At 46.9% G+C, this 16,925-nt stretch carries 16 protein-coding genes; 8 read left to right on the top strand and 8 right to left on the bottom strand.

The genetic code is table 11. The features are described from left to right. Positions 1 to 70: 70 nt before the first annotated feature. Positions 71 to 1,843, top strand: coding sequence for an N-acetylglutaminylglutamine amidotransferase (locus LEUMU_RS0101485; protein ID WP_022950507.1), 1,773 nt, complete (start codon positions 71 to 73; stop codon positions 1,841 to 1,843). A gap of 149 nt (positions 1,844 to 1,992) precedes the next feature. On the opposite strand, the gene LEUMU_RS0101475 is transcribed toward LEUMU_RS0101485, so the two are convergent. The 3 genes from LEUMU_RS0101475 to queG form a co-directional block, all read right to left on the bottom strand. Continuing rightward, the gene (locus tag LEUMU_RS0101475; RefSeq protein WP_022950505.1) at positions 1,993 to 2,967 is read right to left on the bottom strand and encodes an FHA domain-containing protein; all 975 of its coding nucleotides are present in this window, start codon (positions 2,965 to 2,967) and stop codon (positions 1,993 to 1,995) included. Continuing rightward, a complete protein-coding gene (locus tag LEUMU_RS0101470) occupies positions 2,955 to 4,211 on the bottom strand; it encodes a S1 family peptidase (protein WP_022950504.1) in 1,257 nt (418 codons plus the stop codon). The genes LEUMU_RS0101475 and LEUMU_RS0101470 overlap by 13 nt, the downstream gene beginning before the upstream one ends. A gap of 101 nt (positions 4,212 to 4,312) precedes the next feature. Further along, on the bottom strand, positions 4,313 to 5,392 hold the full coding sequence (queG, locus tag LEUMU_RS0101465) for a tRNA epoxyqueuosine(34) reductase QueG (RefSeq protein WP_022950503.1): 1,080 nt from the start codon (positions 5,390 to 5,392) through the stop codon (positions 4,313 to 4,315). A 63-nt stretch (positions 5,393 to 5,455) separates the two neighbouring features. On the opposite strand from queG, the gene tsaE reads away from it, so the two are divergent. The 6 genes from tsaE (at position 5,456) to LEUMU_RS0101435 (ending at position 12,788) form a co-directional block, all read left to right on the top strand. Beyond that, a complete protein-coding gene (gene tsaE / locus LEUMU_RS0101460) occupies positions 5,456 to 5,905 on the top strand; it encodes a tRNA (adenosine(37)-N6)-threonylcarbamoyltransferase complex ATPase subunit type 1 TsaE (protein WP_022950502.1) in 450 nt (149 codons plus the stop codon). Positions 5,906 to 6,016: 111 nt separating this feature from the next. Next, complete coding sequence (locus tag LEUMU_RS24090) at positions 6,017 to 7,279, top strand: N-acetylmuramoyl-L-alanine amidase (RefSeq protein ID WP_022950501.1); 1,263 nt, start codon at positions 6,017 to 6,019, stop codon at positions 7,277 to 7,279. Positions 7,280 to 7,468: 189 nt separating this feature from the next. Further along, entirely contained in the window at positions 7,469 to 9,421 is a 1,953-nt protein-coding gene (locus tag LEUMU_RS0101450; RefSeq protein ID WP_157474224.1) for an Ig-like domain-containing protein, read from the top strand. A 144-nt stretch (positions 9,422 to 9,565) separates the two neighbouring features. Continuing rightward, entirely contained in the window at positions 9,566 to 11,611 is a 2,046-nt protein-coding gene (locus LEUMU_RS0101445) for a M3 family metallopeptidase (protein ID WP_022950499.1), read from the top strand. Then, positions 11,608 to 12,384 (top strand): exodeoxyribonuclease III, encoded by a 777-nt coding sequence (gene xth, locus LEUMU_RS0101440; protein ID WP_022950498.1) that lies wholly within the window; start codon positions 11,608 to 11,610, stop codon positions 12,382 to 12,384. Before LEUMU_RS0101445 ends, xth begins: the two co-directional genes overlap by 4 nt. Positions 12,385 to 12,545: 161 nt before the next feature. Then, positions 12,546 to 12,788, top strand: coding sequence for a hypothetical protein (locus LEUMU_RS0101435; protein ID WP_157474222.1), 243 nt, complete (start codon positions 12,546 to 12,548; stop codon positions 12,786 to 12,788). A 69-nt stretch (positions 12,789 to 12,857) separates the two neighbouring features. Here the strand turns inward: LEUMU_RS0101435 and soxA are convergent, their stop codons facing one another. The 5 genes from soxA to LEUMU_RS0101410 all read right to left on the bottom strand — a co-directional run bounded on the left by soxA (position 12,858) and on the right by LEUMU_RS0101410 (position 16,444). Continuing rightward, complete coding sequence (gene soxA / locus LEUMU_RS0101430; RefSeq protein ID WP_022950496.1) at positions 12,858 to 13,703, bottom strand: sulfur oxidation c-type cytochrome SoxA; 846 nt, start codon at positions 13,701 to 13,703, stop codon at positions 12,858 to 12,860. Positions 13,704 to 13,736: 33 nt separating this feature from the next. Next, entirely contained in the window at positions 13,737 to 14,051 is a 315-nt protein-coding gene (gene soxZ / locus LEUMU_RS0101425) for a thiosulfate oxidation carrier complex protein SoxZ (protein WP_022950495.1), read from the bottom strand. A gap of 18 nt (positions 14,052 to 14,069) precedes the next feature. Next, the gene (gene soxY / locus LEUMU_RS0101420; RefSeq protein ID WP_022950494.1) at positions 14,070 to 14,534 is read right to left on the bottom strand and encodes a thiosulfate oxidation carrier protein SoxY; all 465 of its coding nucleotides are present in this window, start codon (positions 14,532 to 14,534) and stop codon (positions 14,070 to 14,072) included. Between the two features lie 27 nt (positions 14,535 to 14,561). Beyond that, positions 14,562 to 14,918 carry a sulfur oxidation c-type cytochrome SoxX gene (gene soxX, locus LEUMU_RS0101415; protein ID WP_026744391.1) on the bottom strand — a complete coding sequence of 119 codons (357 nt, stop codon included), beginning with the start codon at positions 14,916 to 14,918 and terminating at the stop codon, positions 14,562 to 14,564. Between the two features lie 134 nt (positions 14,919 to 15,052). Then, entirely contained in the window at positions 15,053 to 16,444 is a 1,392-nt protein-coding gene (locus tag LEUMU_RS0101410) for a M48 family metalloprotease (protein ID WP_169446328.1), read from the bottom strand. Between the two features lie 149 nt (positions 16,445 to 16,593). Between LEUMU_RS0101410 and LEUMU_RS0101405 the strand changes: the two genes are divergently transcribed. Further along, positions 16,594 to 16,923 (top strand): rhodanese-like domain-containing protein, encoded by a 330-nt coding sequence (locus LEUMU_RS0101405; RefSeq protein WP_022950491.1) that lies wholly within the window; start codon positions 16,594 to 16,596, stop codon positions 16,921 to 16,923. Positions 16,924 to 16,925 lie beyond the last annotated feature (2 nt).

The following is a 16,925-nucleotide window of genomic DNA, read 5'->3' as shown; positions in this document are numbered from 1 at the left end:
GTTTCTCACGGTAGCGCTTATTATCTGCCATAATCCCTGCCACGAATAATTACCATTAAGTGTATCTACTATGTGCGGAATTTGCGGCGAATACAGACTGGATGGCAGTCAACCTCAGCTTAGCAGCATCCAGTTAATGATGGACAAGCTGGAAAAGCGTGGCCCAGACAGTTCAGGCAGCTACTCAGACGGCCCCTTAGCGTTCGGTCACCGACGTCTATCCATTCTTGATCTCAGTGAAAAAGGCAATCAACCGATGCTTGACCCCACACTTGGTCTGGCATTGGTATTTAACGGTACCATCTACAATCACCCGGAACTGCGTGAGCAACTGATCGCTCGTGGCCACCGTTTTTTCTCTACCGGTGACACTGAGGTCATCCTCAAAGCCTATGCTGAATGGGGCAAAGACTGCGTCAAACGCTTCCTAGGAATGTTTGCCATTGCAGTATGGGACCTCAAAAAGAAGACTTTGTTCATGGCGCGCGATCGCATGGGCATCAAACCGTTGTATTACTCCTTTGGTAAGCAAGGAATTCGCTTTGCATCATCCATGCCTGCTTTGCTGGCAACTCCGGATATCGATACTGAGCTAGACCCTGCCGCGCTGCACAACCTATTTACTCTGCATGCGGTAGTGCCGGCTCCCCGCACCATCCTAAAAGGTGTGCGCAAATTAGAGCCAGCCCACAGCCTGACCATTCATGAGAATGGCGAGCACACGCTGGAGCGCTACTGGGAGCTGGATGCCACGCGCCCTGCTGAGAAATTCAGCGACGAAGAATGGACTGATAAAATTCACGAAGCGCTTAAATTAGCCGTAAAACGCCGTAATAATGTGTCTGATGTGCCCGTTGGTGTATTGCTATCCGGCGGCTTGGATTCAAGCTTGCTGGTCGGTTTATTGGATGAAATCGGCATTGAAGACATTCGCACTTTCACTATCGGCTTTGATGACCAGCCGGAAGAAAAAGGAAGTGAATATGAGTACTCCGATGCGGTAGTTGAGCACTTCAATACTAAACATCACAAAGTCCACATCCCGAACGAGCAGACCCTAACCCGTTTACCAGAAGCCATTGAAAATATGTCCGAGCCAATGTTTGGTCAGGATGCGATCGGCTTCTACTTACTCTCTGAGCAAGTCTCCAAAGAAGTTAAAGTAGTGCAGTCTGGCCAAGGTGCGGATGAGGTGTTTGGCGGCTACTTCTGGTACCCACAGATGCAGGCGGCTACCGGTAGCGCTTTGGAACGTTTCCGCCCGTATTACTTCGACCGCGATCATGATGAAATGATGGAGATGCTGACGCCAAAATACATCAGCCGAGATTTCACATCTGAACTCATGAAAGACTTACTGGAAGCGCCAAAGGCCGATCAATTTGTTGATTCTGTACTACGTGCCGATACCACCACATTGATCGTTGATGATCCGGTTAAGCGGGTTGATAACATGACCATGGCTTGGGGCTTGGAAGCACGTGTTCCATTCTTGGATCATGAGCTGGTTGAGTTGGCCGCTAAAATGCCTCCGGAAATGAAACTGCGCGATGGCGGTAAATACGTACTGAAGCAAATTTCACGTGGCCTGATTCCAGATAGCGTTATCGACCGCCCTAAAGGTTATTTCCCAGTACCAGCACTCAAGTTTGTGCGAGGTGAGTTTTTAGAGTTTATGCAAGACACATTAAACTCACAGGTTTGCCGTGAGCGCGGCCTGTATCAACGTAGCTATGTTGATAAGTTACTGGCTAAGCCGGATGAATATCTAACGCGTATTCAAGGCAGTAAGATCTGGCATATGACTTTGTTAGAGCATTGGTTACAAACACATAAGCTCTAAGTGATAACTTAGGCCATAAAAAACGGGGCACCAATTGGAGCCCCGTTTTTGTTTCGGCTTCGCTCAAAAAAAAACAAGTTATGTGATCAAGCTTTTTGATGGCAAAGTAATGTACTTTCAAGCATTTAATGATGCCTGAAACATGCCGTTTACTCTTTTGCTTCTTCTAATAACTGCTGAACTCTACCATCTAACGCTTGGCGTGATTGCTCTATAAAGTCAGCAACCTCAACTGGCTTGTCCATTTTGACATCCAGCGAACTCAAGGTTTTACTGTAAGAAGGCATTGGCGAGAAGCCAGAGCTGGTAGAAATCTGGTCAACCAAGTCAGAGGCGTAAAACGCACTAATCGGCAATGTCACCAACAGAGCAACCCCAACTGCAGGCAGCAGGCGTGTGTAATGCACCTTAACCATATACAACACCAATAAGATCGGCAGCAGCAGGAAGTTAGACGCGCTATCCAGCAGCATCGCCGGAGTATCAGACGTGAAGAAGTAGCTCAAAAAGTGCCCTACGTACGTCAGTAGCTGAGGCATTAAAATGAATAACGCTGCAATACTGAGCGCCGGAATAAATGCCCAGCGATGTGCCGATAAACGACTCACCCCAGAGATCATAAATGCCACACCAAATAGCAGCAAAACACCCGGCAACACTTTACTCAAATAGACCAATGGCTCCTGTACCACCGGCGTGCCGATGTACTTGAACATAAAAATGCTGATAACCGCACAGGTCATCAATAAGCCAGCCCAAAACGGGCTCATCAGAAACGCCCCCCATGCACTCTTCTGGGCTTTTAACCGAGTAGCTGCCACCGGCATATCCGAGGACATCAAACGTGCTTTTAAATCGCCCATCATGAGCATGGCGGGAGAGTTTAGATCAATAACGGCCTCATCCAACACTTTAGCGTTTAACAGTGTGCCATTTTCATCCGACAAATTTTTAACGATAACACCTTGATCAGTCTGCTCAATCCGTAGATGGCTTGGAGAGACCGTTTCATCAGTAACGATGACATCATTGTGTAAACCGCGTCCAACCGTTGCAGGCAAGGAATCCAACTTATAAAAAGTACGCTTACCACGATGGGTTGTTTCCAGGATTAGCTTTGCCATTGGAACTTCTCCACCATTTGTTGAAACAGGCCAAATGCTGCATCAGCATTGGTACCGGTAATATCCAGATTGAACATCGCCCCTTGATCTTCATGACCAACCAAGACGATCGTAAATAGCATGTCGCTTAATCCGGTATATTTCAGATAATCCCGACGACAAACCGTCGACTTGAATTGCTGGTCTGCAATCAGAGTAAAGCCGGTATGGCAAGCGAAGTTGGTGACATCCGACTTATCGACATTATTCTCAATAAAGCTGCTATTCACCTTCTCATAGCGATCATAAAAACGTAGCGGATTCAGCTTTTCAGTATCGAGCCAATGGTACTCGTAATTGATTGAGCCCAAGGATAAGTGTCGGGATAAGTAGGTGTCGTTTTGATTAGAGCAACTGGTGAGGAAAGAGCGGAATAAATCATCTTTCTTCGGTGTACGGCTGGCATCCCAGCAACGCATCGACTTGTCTAACTCAGCGGGTACAATCAACTTACCGATTTTAGTGCTGCCCCAAGAGTTGGAAGACAAACGGCTAATGGTTCGGGCTGAACTTTCAGCTAATTGCTCAGAAATGCGCACAAAACGGTTTTTAACAGCGGCATAATCAGTTTTCTTTAAGCCATCCAAAATAGTCGCCAAATAATTGGCCGGCACTAAAAAGCCTAAGGAATTACCCTGTGTCGCCACATTGATTCCGATGACATTGCCCGCTTCATCTAAAGCGGGTCCACCACTCATGCCTTGATTCAAGCTGCCCGAGAACAGAATATTACCATCCTGATCCTGCGTCATAATGCCATTATTGGTGCCAGTAACGATCGAAAAACCCAAGTCTAAGGGATTTCCTAAGGAGTATAAGCGCGCGCCTTTATCAGGTACGGCGGCGATATTCAGCACTTTGCCCATTGGCTTTTGGCTTTTAAGCACCGCCAAATCATGCGTCACATCAAGGTCGAGCAACTCCAACGGGCCAGACTCGCCTTTAGTTGAGAGGTACTCCAAGCGGAAAACATCCGGCTCGTTTACATACTCGCTGACCACATGATAATTAGTGGCCAATACATTGTTTTCTCCAACCACAAAACCGGAGCCAATTGACACCTTTTTACCAGTCTCATCATTTATCACACGAATCTGATAAACTGAACCTTCAACCTCTTCATAAATGATCGAGGTATCCGTAATGGCATACGAGGGGCTAAGTAAGGCACAGCCAATTAGTAATATTAAAAAACGGCGTAACATCCGGTTGTTCTCTCCTATTCAAGCTGGCACCCACAAACATCACAAAAGCAATGATTCCCTATAACGCAGGAATAAATCGCCGATGCAGATAATTTATAACATCAGTGCTGACTCTTTGTTTTTTGTTGGTCTAATGCCCAATCGATATGCTCGGCAACCAGTTCACAGGCGCTGGCGCGTTGCTCCATAAGGGCGGTAATTATTCGTTGGTGGTACGGTGCATTGCCCAATGCGACCGCGATATTTCGCTGCCAACGGGTATAACCGATTCGTCGAATAGCAGAGCCTTGCATTTTGTCTAAAAATACGGGTTCTGACCAAGCAAACAAATCCAGTAATCTTGCGCTATCCAGCTGGTGCCTAACTTCGTAATCCGGCTCATCACTTTGCTGGGCAAAACGATTCCACGGGCAGATTAACTGACAATCATCACAGCCATAAATACGATTGCCAATGGCTCCTCTAAATTCCGGAGGAATCACGCCTTTTAACTCGATAGTCAGATAGGAAATACAGCGAGTGGCATCCACGACATATGGCGCAACAATGGCTTGTGTCGGACATACATCGATACACGCGGTACAACTGCCACAGTGCTCTTGAACAGCTCCAGTTTCCGGCAATTCCAAATCGACATATATCTCGCCAAGAAAGAACCATGAACCGGCATCCCGACTCAGAATATTGCTGTGTTTTCCAACCCAACCTAAGCCCGCTTTGACAGCAATCGGCTTTTCTAGCACCGGTGCACTGTCGACAAATACCCGAAATCCAAACGCCCCAATTTCATCTTGTATTTGTAGCGCTAACTGCTGTAATTTTTTCTTGAGTACTTTGTGGTAATCACGCCCTAACGCATAGCGTGAGATGAAAGCAAGCTCAGGATGATTCAAAACCATTTCAGAATCGGTACTGGCGGTGGGCAAATAATCCATTCGCACGCTAATCACACTGCGAGTACCTTCATGTAATAACGCTGGCCGGCTACGCTTAACCCCGTGCGAGCCCATCCAAGCCATATCACCCTGATAGCCCTTATCCAGCCAATCCTGCAGACGCAGCTCTTCTTCAGAAAGCTCTGTATTACTAATGCCCAACTGCTGAAAACCCAGCTCCCGCCCCCATTCCTGCAAGCGTTCAACAAAGCCTTGCCGATCTGATTGCGATGCTAATGACGTCATGCCGGTCTCGAACTATTAAGATTTTCGCGATAGTATGGAGCATCTCTATCCAGATACCAAGTTATGAACCCGAATACAGCCTGTAATTTGCAGATCCCCTGCACACTAAATTTAGCCGATGAACAATCTATGATGGAACTTGGCGGGCAACTTGCCTGTCTGTTACCGGTGGGTGGCTTAGTGCTACTGCACGGTGATCTTGGCGCTGGCAAAACTACCTTAGTGCGTGGCCTTCTCAGATCCTTGGGGCTTGAAGGAACGGTGAAAAGCCCCACTTATACTCTGGTTGAGCCCTATAGTCTGGCAGGACGCGACATTTACCATTTTGATTTATACCGTCTGTCCGACCCAGAAGAGCTGGAGTATCTCGGTGTGCGCGACTATTTCAGGCCAGATGCACTGTGTTTAATTGAGTGGCCCGACCAAGCCAAAGGCTTTTTACCCAAGGCCGATATTGTCGTAACTTTAAGCTATGCGGGTGATGGCCGAACTGCCACAATCGAAACACCTTAATTCAATAAAAAACATAGACTTATAGATTTAATGTAAAATCTACTTGATCTTATCAGGCTAATGCGTTTATCTTATGCACTGTAAGTCTGGTAATACTATAGAGCGGTCCAAATGGAAGTTAACAATCAGAAAAGAAGGGATTTCGTTCTGACACTGGCAAAATCAGTTGGTGTCTTAGGAACCATGGTCTATGCCCCTCACCTTGCAGCTAAGGATAGCAAAGCATTGGTTAAGTCAGTTTCGATGCGTAATGGTCGAAACCAACAACACATCGTGTTCGAACTTGATCGTTCGATTGAGCACAAATTATTTACATTAAGCTCGCCTAACCGCGTTGTTCTTGACCTTAAGGGTGCTAAGGCAGCCGGCGCATTGAAGCTTAATAGTGACAGACCCACCAGCTTAGTTAGCCGTCTGCGTTATGCAATGCGTAACGACGATGATCTGAGAATTGTGCTGGATATGGCACAAAAGACTAAAGCTAAAGCATCACTCAGTCAGTCCTCAGGTAAGTACCTGTTAGAGATTGTACTGGATGATAACAATAGTACCGCTTCTGCAGCGGTCGTTGCTGCGGCAGCCGCTCCTGCACCTAAGCAAGCGCTAAAACCTGTTGCCAGCCAAGCAAAAGCCGGCTCACGTAACTTTAATGTTGCGATTGATCCTGGCCACGGTGGATATGATTCTGGCGCGGTAGGCAAGCACGGTACTTATGAGAAGGATGTTGTACTGCAGATCGCTCGTCGACTGAAAAAGCACATCGACAATACCAAAGGTATGAAGGCTTTCTTAACACGCGATAGCGACAAGTACATTACTTTGCGTAAGCGTATCGAGATTGCTCGCGCTAATGGTGCTGACTTATTTATCTCTGTACACGCAGATGCTAACACCAACAAAACAGTGACTGGCTCTTCTGTGTATATATTGTCTGACAAAGGCGCATCCAGTGAGATGGCTTATTGGTTGGCAAAAAGTGAGAATGGTGGCGGCGTTGAAATGGCTGGTACCACGCTGCAGTCTGATAACCGCGTACTGTCTGAAGTATTGCTGGATCTAACACAGTCTGCTGCTTTGGATGACAGTTTTGATTTAGCGAAAGAAGTATTGTCTGAGCTTGGAACGGTTAACCGCCTGGCACGTAAGGTAGTGGAAAGTGCGAACTTTGGTGTGTTGCGCTCACCAGATATTCCATCCATGCTGATTGAGACTGCATTTATTTCGAATCCTCGTGAAGAGAAACAACTGAAAACACCACACTACCAAGAGAAATTGGCTAGCGCGGTATATCGGGGAATTCGTAGTTATAAGCTGGCCCTGGAAGCCCGTGATCCACGTTATGCAACGACTCAGTCCGAGCATCAATCCGGTTAAACATCGACCGGAAAACAGTATTCGATGTGACTTGGCCGCGTTTTACGCGGCTCTTTTTTGCCTGCTATAAACTGCCCTTAGTCTGGTGAGTAACCACTTGTCCAGCGAATTTACCCTCTGGTGAAATTCGGTGATAAAGTTAAACTCAATAAAATCCCAGCTAACAATAATAATGATAAGGGCTCGCACATGTCACTTACCCAGACCACTCTGAAACTCGCACTCCCATTAGCGATCTCATTGGCACTTACAGCGTGTGGAGGCGGCGGTAGCGGCGGCTCTTCTAGCAGCAGTTCAAGCACTGACACCGGCTTTATTGTAGGAGCTTCGACTGATACATCTACCGACACAGACACTGATACCAGCGACACAAGTACGGATACGACTAATGAAACAGAAACAGGCACCGCCGAAGTTGCCTCTTTGGTAATTTATGCTAGTTCGCGCTCACTTTTAAGTGATGCAGACTCAGATGATGCGACCGAAGGCTCAGACCCAGTCACCATCTATATGATGGCAAAAGACAGTAACAATATCGCGCTAAGCGGAATCACTTTTACACCCTCTGTTGATAATGGCGCCACCTTATTACCTGGTACGGTTAGCTCTGACGGTATTTTAACGACATGGAATTTAGTGCCGGATGAGCCTCGCAATCAGAGCGTCAATGTATCGGTAACAGCGGGCGACATCACGGAAACCCTGTCGATTGATATTATCGGTACGACAGTACAAATTGATGGTGCTGAAAGCATCTCAATGGATAAACCGACAACTTATACCGTAAAGCTAAAAGATGCGGCCGATGAAGGTTTATCTCAGCAGTCTGTTACCATCAGCTCATCACTATTAAACTCCACACTTGTGACTGACTCTGAAGGTGAAGCACAGTTTGAACTGCAGCCTAGCGTTGGTGGCGAGTACACAATTACTGCCGAAGCACTCGGCGCAATCACAAGCAAAATCATTACTGTATCACCCAATGCATTCAATCTAAGCAGTGGCAATACAGAAATTCCGGTTAATACGACTGAAGCAATCACATTGGCATGGACCGCAGATGGTGTGCCTCAGGCTGGAAAAACCATACACCTTAGCGCAACTCGCGGAAAAATCTCAGTGGGCGGCGTTGAGGTTGGGCAAGTAACGACTGATGCCAGCGGTAACGCTACTTTCGATATTGAATCAGCAACCGCCGGTGGTACGGTAATCACCGCAACCGATAACACGACTTACCTATCGACTAGCCTTGCAATGGAGTACATCGCAACCGACCCACATTACTTAAACATTCAGGCAGATCCTTCAATTATTGCCGCCTTGGGTAGCAGTTCTATTTTGGCGCAGGTTCGTGACATCAATGATAATCCGGTCAAAGGTCAGGTGGTTGTATTCAACCTAAATGACACGGTTGACGGAAAAATCAGTAGCTCAAAAGCAGAAACAGACTCCTCAGGTAGCGCAAGTATTGTGTATACCGCTGGTAAAGCTGTGAGTGCCAAAGATGGTGTTGTGATTACGTCACACATTGAAGGCGCTTCTGATATTGAAGATACCACTACCCTGACCGTTGGTGGCGATGCGATGCGACTGGCTTTTGGTTTTGATGAGTTGATTGAAGAAAATAGCCCGTTCTACCAGAAAACATTTGGCGTCATTGTGACGGACAATGCGGGAAACCCAGTTTCAGGCAAGCAGGTTGACTTCACAGTTGTATCAACCGATTATGCCAAAGGGCAGCTTTTCTATGATGAGGATGCTGCGGCTTGGGGCCAATACACCGATGCAGAATGTAGTGCAGAAGATCTGGATAGAGATGGCTGGTTGGATGAAAATGAAGACTACAACAACAATGGCACCTTAGAGCCGACTAATTCGACTACGATAAGTGGTAACAGCATCACCGATGAGTCAGGACAGGCAACGGTTCAAATCAGCTACCCTCAAAACCATGCTTGGTGGGAAACCATCCAAATTACCGCGCAGGTAACAGTTGGCGGAACTGAGTATATTGAAAAGCTAAACTTAACTCTGCCAGTATTGGCTGCAGATGTTACTGGCGAAAACAGCCCTCCAAATGTGCGTAGCCCTTATGGTACAGGCTCATGTGAGACCCCATCGCCAAAACTAAGCGCTGATTAATTAACCTTTCTCTAATAGCAACACACAAAAAGCCCTCGAACTACACGAGGGCTTTTTTATTCCCATAAGTGAATTAGGTTTCATGCAAGCATTCGCAAAAAGCATTATGATTAGCGCAACTAATCTGATGCGACCAAAAACAATATGACGAACTACTTACTGGAAACCCAAAACCTGCCTACATTTAGCAAGATCACCGCCAGTGATGTCGGCCCTGCCCTTGACCAATGCTTGCAGGACAACCGGGCTCTGCTAAATCGTTTATTGGAAAATACGCCAGAACCAAACTGGTACAATTTCATTCAGCCGCTGGAAGTTGCTGATAACCGACTCGGCAAAATATTCTCTCCGGTAGGCCATATGAATGCAGTTGTGAATACGCCAGAAATGCGTGAAGCCTACAACGCCAGCTTGCCAAAACTCAGCGAGTACGGTGCAGAGATGGGCCAAAACAAAGCCTACTTTGAAGCTATGCAATCAATTCAGAACAATCAGGATGCACTCGGCTTAAATGATGCTCAGCGCAAAAGTCTGGAAGATGCTTTGCAAGGTTTCCGCCGCTCTGGAATCGATTTGGATGAAAGCAAGCAGCAGCGTTTTCGTGAGATCAGCCAACGTTTATCACAGTTAACCTCTACATTTTCAGACCATGTTTTGGATGCAACCAATAACTGGACTCTGGCGATTGATGATGTATCGAAGCTTGCAGGAATGCCAGAAAGCGCAATGGCAGCTGCGGCGCAAAGTGCCAAGCAACGCGAGCAAGAAGGCTGGCTGCTGACACTGGAGTTCCCATCCTTCCACGCCGTGATGACTTATGCCAATGACCGTGCTTTACGGGAAACACTATACCGAGCATATACCACCCGCGCCTCTGATCAGGCAGATGCACCAGAACAAGATAACAGCGAGCTGATGGTTGAGATTCTCCAACTGCGTCAGGAAGAGGCACAGCTGTTAGGTTTTGAACACTACGCCGATTACTCCGTTGATGTAAAAATGGCCGAGTCTCCAGCGCATATTCTCACCTTCCTGCAAGAGCTTGCTGAAAAGTCACGCCCTTACGCACAGAAGGAGTTTGATGAGCTTAAAACCTTTGCCGCCGATGAGCTGAACATTCCACAGCTGGAAGCTTGGGATGTGGCTTATGCCAGCGATAAACTAAAGCAGCAATTATTTAATTTCAGCAGTGAAGACTTAAAGCCCTACTTCCCCGCCGATACGGTCATTAAAGGCCTGTTTAAATTGGTTGAATCGCTTTACAACATCAGCATTCGCCAACGTACCGATGTTGATGTATGGCATTCCGATGTTCGTTTTTATGAGATTTTTGATCAGTCAGGCGAGCTAGTTGCTCAGTTCTATTTTGACCTATACGCTCGCCAAAATAAGCGTGGTGGTGCATGGATGGGCAGCTATTGCAGCCGCTTTGATGATGGCGACTCAGTACAAACACCCGTCGCTTACATGACTTGCAACTCCTCATCACCCACCGGCGATAAGCCAGCACTGTTCACTCACGATGAAGTCATCACCCTATTCCACGAGTTTGGCCACGGTTTACACCACATGCTGAGCAAAGTTGAATATCTGAGTATTTCAGGTATCAGTGGCGTGGAGTGGGATGCGGTCGAACTACCGAGCCAGTTTATGGAAAACTGGTGCTGGCAGCGTGGAGCCTTGGATATGTTTGCCGCACACTATGAAACCGGTGAAAAGATTCCGGATGAGCTGTTCGACAAAATCAAAAAGGCACAGCACTTCCAGTCAGGCATGGCGATGGTTAGACAGCTGGAGTTCTCAATCTTTGATATCCGCATTCACATGGATACTGAGATTAAAACAGCCGATCAAGTTCAGCAAATTCTGGATGAGACGCGTGCACAGGTATCAGTGATTCCGGCCCCTGTATTTAATCGCTTCCAGCACAGCTTTTCGCATATTTTTGCCGGTGGTTATGCAGCGGGTTACTACAGCTACAAGTGGGCTGAAGTACTGTCAGCAGACGCTTTTGGCCGCTTTGAAGAAGAAGGACTATTCTCACCTACCGTGGGTAATGACTTTCTGGAGCAAGTCCTGCAACAAGGTGGCTCACGCCCTGCGATGGACTCTTTTGTTGCCTTCCGTGGCCGTGAGCCAGATGTTGCGGCCTTACTCCGCCACAACGGCTTAAGCGAGGAAGCGGCATGAAGATTGCCAGCTGGAACGTAAACTCTCTACGAGTGCGGCTGCCTCATGTATTAGATTGGTTAGCCTCTGCCAAGCCAGATATTCTGGTATTGCAGGAAACTAAAATGACAGATGATCAGTTTCCCGAAGCAGCCATTCGGGAAGCCGGTTACGAAGTCGTTTTTAATGGCCAGAAAACCTATAACGGTGTCGCCGTGCTCAGCAAGATTCCTGCTGAAGATGTGTTATTTGATTTACCCGGATTGGAAGACCCACAGCGCCGAATCGTCGCAGCACGTTTTGGTGATTTGCAGGTACTTAATCTGTATGTGGTTAACGGCTCTGAAGTTGGCTCTGAAAAGTTTGCTTACAAACTGGACTGGCTGGAAAAAGTCACCGCATGGGTTGAGGAAAAGATTCAACAGCATCAGAAGTTTATTATTCTGGGAGATTTTAATATCGCCCCGACTGATCGCGATGTACACAACCCAAAGTCTTGGCACGAGAAGATTTTGTGCTCCACACCCGAGCGTAATGCGCTTAAAAAGATTCTGGATTTGGGTTTTTCAGACTCTTTTCGCCTGTTTGAGCAAGAGGATGAACTTTGGAGCTGGTGGGACTATCGCAGCGGTGGCTTGGAGAACAACAAAGGATTAAGAATCGATCTTGTCCTAACCAGCAACTTGCTCAGCGAACAATGTATTGCCAGCTATATCGACAAAGTGCCCCGCACTTGGGAGCGCCCTTCTGACCACGCACCAGCCGTCGCAGAATTCAGAAATCTAGACCTCTAAACACGGCTCCAGCCCTCCCCTTAAATCCAATCACAAGGCGTTGTCCGCAGCGCTTTGTGATTGTTTGTGGTATAACAATTTGTAATAATAGCGCGATAAAAAACAATTATAAGCAACACGCAAAAAACAAAAATCACACACCAGCAAAAAAGGGCGAAACCATGAAGTATGTAAGGGCGACTACAATTGCACTACTGTTGGCATGTAATCATCAGGCGATGGCGCTGAGTGATTCCTACTACAGTGAAGCAATGGATATTGATTATGCGTTGGCTGATGATGACCTGCCGTTAAAAATCAGGCTAGAGACCGCGATTCAAAGACTGGTGACTTTGGTGGCACCAGATGAACAGGGTTTGGGCTTCTCAATTAACTTTAACTTCTTTACTAAAGAGGAAGATTAAAGCTTCAAACAAATGCTTAGATACCCCTTAGACCTAGCCAGATAGCCAAGCTCAAGGGGTATACTGATCTTACTTACGTGCGCCCGGGCCATTAAAGGCAAGCCCGTTAGACATAATTGTCTGGAAGTATTCTAATGCACGATACTCATCACTCTGCGCTTTAAACGACTTGGCACGAATGTTTTCATTACAACCAGCATAGCGACGGTGCAACGTTCCCATACTGCCCCATTTCGAGCGATACACGGGGAAATGAGTCGTATGACCTAGTGCAGGACTCAAGGTTTCTGAGCGAATCATTCTGCCAGAGTAGTACACATGACAGTCAGCGCAAGCCATATTCAGTTGACCGCGTTTAGCATAGAAAAACTGCTTACCTTTATCATACCAAGCCAGTTCTTTTTCGGTTTCAGGCATTTTCACCTGCACCGGCTTACCACGACCCTCATAGGCAATAAATGCAGATAGCTCAGCAATAGCGCCCTTTTTCCAGCCAAAAGGCTTTTCACCATTTGCTTCGCGACAATCGTTGATATCGGCTTCCAGCGTCAGCACGGTATCTTTTTCAGCATTGTAGTAAGGATAACGCGCACGAATTTCAGACAGCTCACCGCCAAAGCAATCAGCATACGTTTTACCATTCGCAAACGGCTTTTCCCATATTTCACGCCCTTGATCTACAGCCAACTCATACGGTGGAAAATCTTCAATAGACTCCCACTGCTTACGAGAATCAGGATGGATAGAATAAACCCCATTCTGAAAATCACTGAACTCAGTACTGGCAAAGCGCTCCTTAAAAAACGTCTGGAAGGATTTTTGATCTTCCTCTGGTGACGCATTCGCCACTGAGCCAAATAGAAAGCCTGCTCCCAACGCCAGTAATCCCAATGTCGTCATTGCTGTTTTTTTCATAGACAATTCCCTCAATGTTTCGTTGACACGGATTTACTTAACCTTTGCCTCAGCGCCACCCGTGTTTCCCATATTATCCGTCCATGACAGCTTGACCACATCACCAGACTCACCTTTATAATCAAAGGATATATAAGGGTTTTTAGAGACTGCAACGCCCCAAGTGGCATTCATCATCAACTTGTCGTTTGCTGTGACTTTCACATCATTAATAAAATGTGCAGGGATCGTCTCGCCGTTTTTATCTTTGGTCAAACCTGTGATCATCGGATGAGAGATAATCGCTTTCACATTTACTTTGCCATCTTCAAGCTTCACTTTCAGACGTGTTTTATATTCATTAGCCATGAAAAACTCCTTTAGCCCTTAACCGCCGCAGCCGCCTTTAGTTACTTTAACCGCCTTCTTAGCGCCGTAATATTTATCGCCTGCTTTCACAATGCCAATCACATCACTACTCTCACCCATTTTGAAGCGGCACTTGACCAATGCATCCGACCCTTCGCCGATTGCAAACTTTGCCGCATAAGGGGTTGGATTATTCGCAATCAAAATAACAATCTCGGTGACGCCTTCCAGCTCAGATGATATTTCAACAGGAACAACCGCTGCGTTTTCGGCTAAATCAGGCGCGGTTACAACAACCTTATCAGTCTCTTCATAGCCTTCGGCACCAGCGGCTTTCAATGCTTCTTCCAACGTGCCGACCTTAAACGGATTCACCGGCTCATCATCTGCCAATGCAACGCCAGGCGCTACTAAGCCAGTGCCCAATGCGGCACCCGCTGCGCTCACCGCCAGGGTATTTCTTAAAAATGTTCTACGTTTCATTATTCGCATAGTCCTCAAATCATTTCGTTATAAGCTGTGAATGTATGCAGCAACCTGATCAATTTCCGCATCCGTTAAGATACCGTGCGCACCAAACGGTGGCATGATCGAATTCGGATTTATCTCACGAGGATCGGCAATTTGCGCTCTCAGCTTAGCCAAATCAGGAAAACGGGCTTTCATCGCAATTAGCGGTGGGCCAATATTGCCGGGCATATCGCCGCCAACAATCATATGGCATGCCAAACAGTTACCTTTTGTTTTGTTGAGTGAAACCTTTTTACCGGCTTCAATCATGCTGGCATCATCTGTGGTCGCAGTCACGGGCAATGAGAATATCCCCAACAAAGCGATAGCAGACAACATACAAGATATGTTCTTCATAGTGTGTTTCCTCCAGATTTAGTCGCTTTAAGCAACCATTTTTAGGATAGCGGATACAATTTAGTATAGGTATAACGGACAATATATCCCATATCAGATATTTTCCAAGCTACCATTAAGCTCGCCGTGGGTATTTAAGACTTTTTAAAGCGTTCCGCCCGATAAATGGCCTGTTCTATATCTTGGCGCTCATAGGGCATTAGCTCGGGTTGTTTCAAAGCGAGCTTCAATTGAGTAATGGCATTCGTATACTCTCCAATACGAATATTACGCTCTGCAATCGAGTAGTAAGCCTGCCCTAACTTCTTCGCTTGGCTGGCTATGCTTTGCCGACTCTCCAAAAATTCCAGACTGGTTTGCTCATTCAAACGCACACCCGCCATCAACTTCCATGCCTCTTCAGTACGATTAAGGCCTGCTAATGCCTCAGCCATAGGAATGATCAATCGCTCCTCAGCAGGCGAACGCGCTAGATGTGGCTGCAATAACTGCACTGTTTGTTGATATTGCCTTGCTTGGTTTTGAGCATTGGCTAATAACACCACTTCTGGCATTCGATTGCCCGGATTCTGCAAAGCCTGAATAGCTTGACGAGCCGCACCTTGCTGCAAATACTGTTGTGCTGTGGCGTACTTTTGAATAGCCGCTGGAGTATTTTCAACCTGTGCCGCACTGCGCGTCAGTTGACGTAGCTTTTCACGGTAATAGAAGAAATCACTATTCTCACGACCATTATAACGACCATAACGTGCTGCCCGCTCGCCAACATCATTAAAACGCTGATTACTCAATGGATGGCTGGATAAGTAACGGCTGATATCCGCATAACGAGGGTCAACGCCATCGGCTAATTTACGTAAAAATGCGGGCATACCTTGAGGATTAAAACCGGCATTAGCCAGAATTCTTAAACCTTCACGGTCAGCCTCCGTTTCAGCAGAGCGGCTAAAGGTTAAGCTTTGATGGGCATCAACCGCCATTGCCGAAGTCACAATGGCTTGCCCTGCGGTTGGGTCTTGAGAACCAACAATTAGGCCCGCCAGCATTGCCGCAGTCGTTCCAACGGAGCTACGCTTGGCCTGTTCAATCATTCGGTCAATGTGTCGCTGCGTAACGTGAGCCGTTTCATGCGCAACAACCGCAGCCAATTCGCTTTCAGTATCTGAGCGCAAAATAAGACCGGAGTTAATCACAATTAAACCACCCTGAGTGGCATAGGCATTCACATCATCATCGCGCACAATAACAAAGTAAAATGGGCTACTTGACTGTCCGGTCTGAGCCACTAGTTTACGCCCTAAGCTTTGAATCCAACTACTCAGCTCTGGATCTTCAACCACATTGGAACGCTTGCGAACCGCACGCAGTCGTTTCACTCCAAGGCTGGTGAAATCGATAGTGGCCGCAACCGGCGGAGCAATGGTTCCGGACGGTTTAAACGTCTCCGGTAACTCAAGGTTTAATTCTGCATGAGCGATGCTCATCGCTGCCACCAGCATACCGGCGACTAATAAATTCGTTTTCAAAAAGGTGACTCCCTTAACGCTGGCCATTTTATTTAGTAAATACCAAATCAGCCCAGCGCTCTATTAAACTTTGGTAAACCAGCCCCTCGCTTGACCGAACACGCTGGTGAGGCTACCATTCTGCCTTAATTTTTTAAGGACTAATCACCATGTCAATGATCGAAGAAATCGATGCTGAAACACTGAAGCAACGCCTCGCCAATGGTGAGAACATCCGCCTTGTTGACGTTCGTTCGCAGGAAGAGTTCAATCAGGGAATCATTGCCGGTGGTGAGTTTATGCCACTGCACACGGTACCGCTGAAAGTGAATGAGTTCTCAGACGACGTCACCAATATCATTTATTGTCGCAGCGGCATGCGCTCAGGTCAGGCTTGTCAGTTTCTGGCTGAGCAGGCGAATATTAAAGCGATCAACCTGCGTGGCGGCATTATTGCTTGGCATCACGCAGGCGGCGAGGTTGTCAAACCCGCACTTTAATA

This window comes from Leucothrix mucor DSM 2157 (assembly GCF_000419525.1).
GTDB classification, from domain to species: Bacteria; Pseudomonadota; Gammaproteobacteria; order Thiotrichales; family Thiotrichaceae; genus Leucothrix; species Leucothrix mucor.
Note: the sequence above shows the minus strand (reverse complement) of the source record. Positions and strands in the feature narration are given on the sequence as shown.

Excerpts from the sequence above, each read along its gene's own strand:
- LEUMU_RS0101485 (WP_022950507.1), top strand. The coding sequence starts at position 71 with ATGTGCGGAATTTGCGGCGAATACAGACTGGATGGCAGTCAACCTCAG.
- LEUMU_RS0101450 (WP_157474224.1), top strand. The coding sequence starts at position 7,469 with ATGTCACTTACCCAGACCACTCTGAAACTCGCACTCCCATTAGCGATC.
- LEUMU_RS0101445 (WP_022950499.1), top strand. The coding sequence starts at position 9,566 with ATGACGAACTACTTACTGGAAACCCAAAACCTGCCTACATTTAGCAAG.
- tsaE (WP_022950502.1), top strand. The coding sequence starts at position 5,456 with ATGAACCCGAATACAGCCTGTAATTTGCAGATCCCCTGCACACTAAAT.
- LEUMU_RS24090 (WP_022950501.1), top strand. The coding sequence starts at position 6,017 with ATGGAAGTTAACAATCAGAAAAGAAGGGATTTCGTTCTGACACTGGCA.
- LEUMU_RS0101470 (WP_022950504.1), bottom strand. The coding sequence starts at position 4,211 with ATGTTACGCCGTTTTTTAATATTACTAATTGGCTGTGCCTTACTTAGC.
- LEUMU_RS0101435 (WP_157474222.1), top strand. The coding sequence starts at position 12,546 with ATGAAGTATGTAAGGGCGACTACAATTGCACTACTGTTGGCATGTAAT.
- soxX (WP_026744391.1), bottom strand. The coding sequence starts at position 14,918 with ATGAAGAACATATCTTGTATGTTGTCTGCTATCGCTTTGTTGGGGATA.
- soxA (WP_022950496.1), bottom strand. The coding sequence starts at position 13,703 with ATGAAAAAAACAGCAATGACGACATTGGGATTACTGGCGTTGGGAGCA.
- soxZ (WP_022950495.1), bottom strand. The coding sequence starts at position 14,051 with ATGGCTAATGAATATAAAACACGTCTGAAAGTGAAGCTTGAAGATGGC.
- xth (WP_022950498.1), top strand. The coding sequence starts at position 11,608 with ATGAAGATTGCCAGCTGGAACGTAAACTCTCTACGAGTGCGGCTGCCT.
- LEUMU_RS0101475 (WP_022950505.1), bottom strand. The coding sequence starts at position 2,967 with ATGGCAAAGCTAATCCTGGAAACAACCCATCGTGGTAAGCGTACTTTT.
- LEUMU_RS0101405 (WP_022950491.1), top strand. The coding sequence starts at position 16,594 with ATGTCAATGATCGAAGAAATCGATGCTGAAACACTGAAGCAACGCCTC.
- queG (WP_022950503.1), bottom strand. The coding sequence starts at position 5,392 with ATGACGTCATTAGCATCGCAATCAGATCGGCAAGGCTTTGTTGAACGC.
- soxY (WP_022950494.1), bottom strand. The coding sequence starts at position 14,534 with ATGAAACGTAGAACATTTTTAAGAAATACCCTGGCGGTGAGCGCAGCG.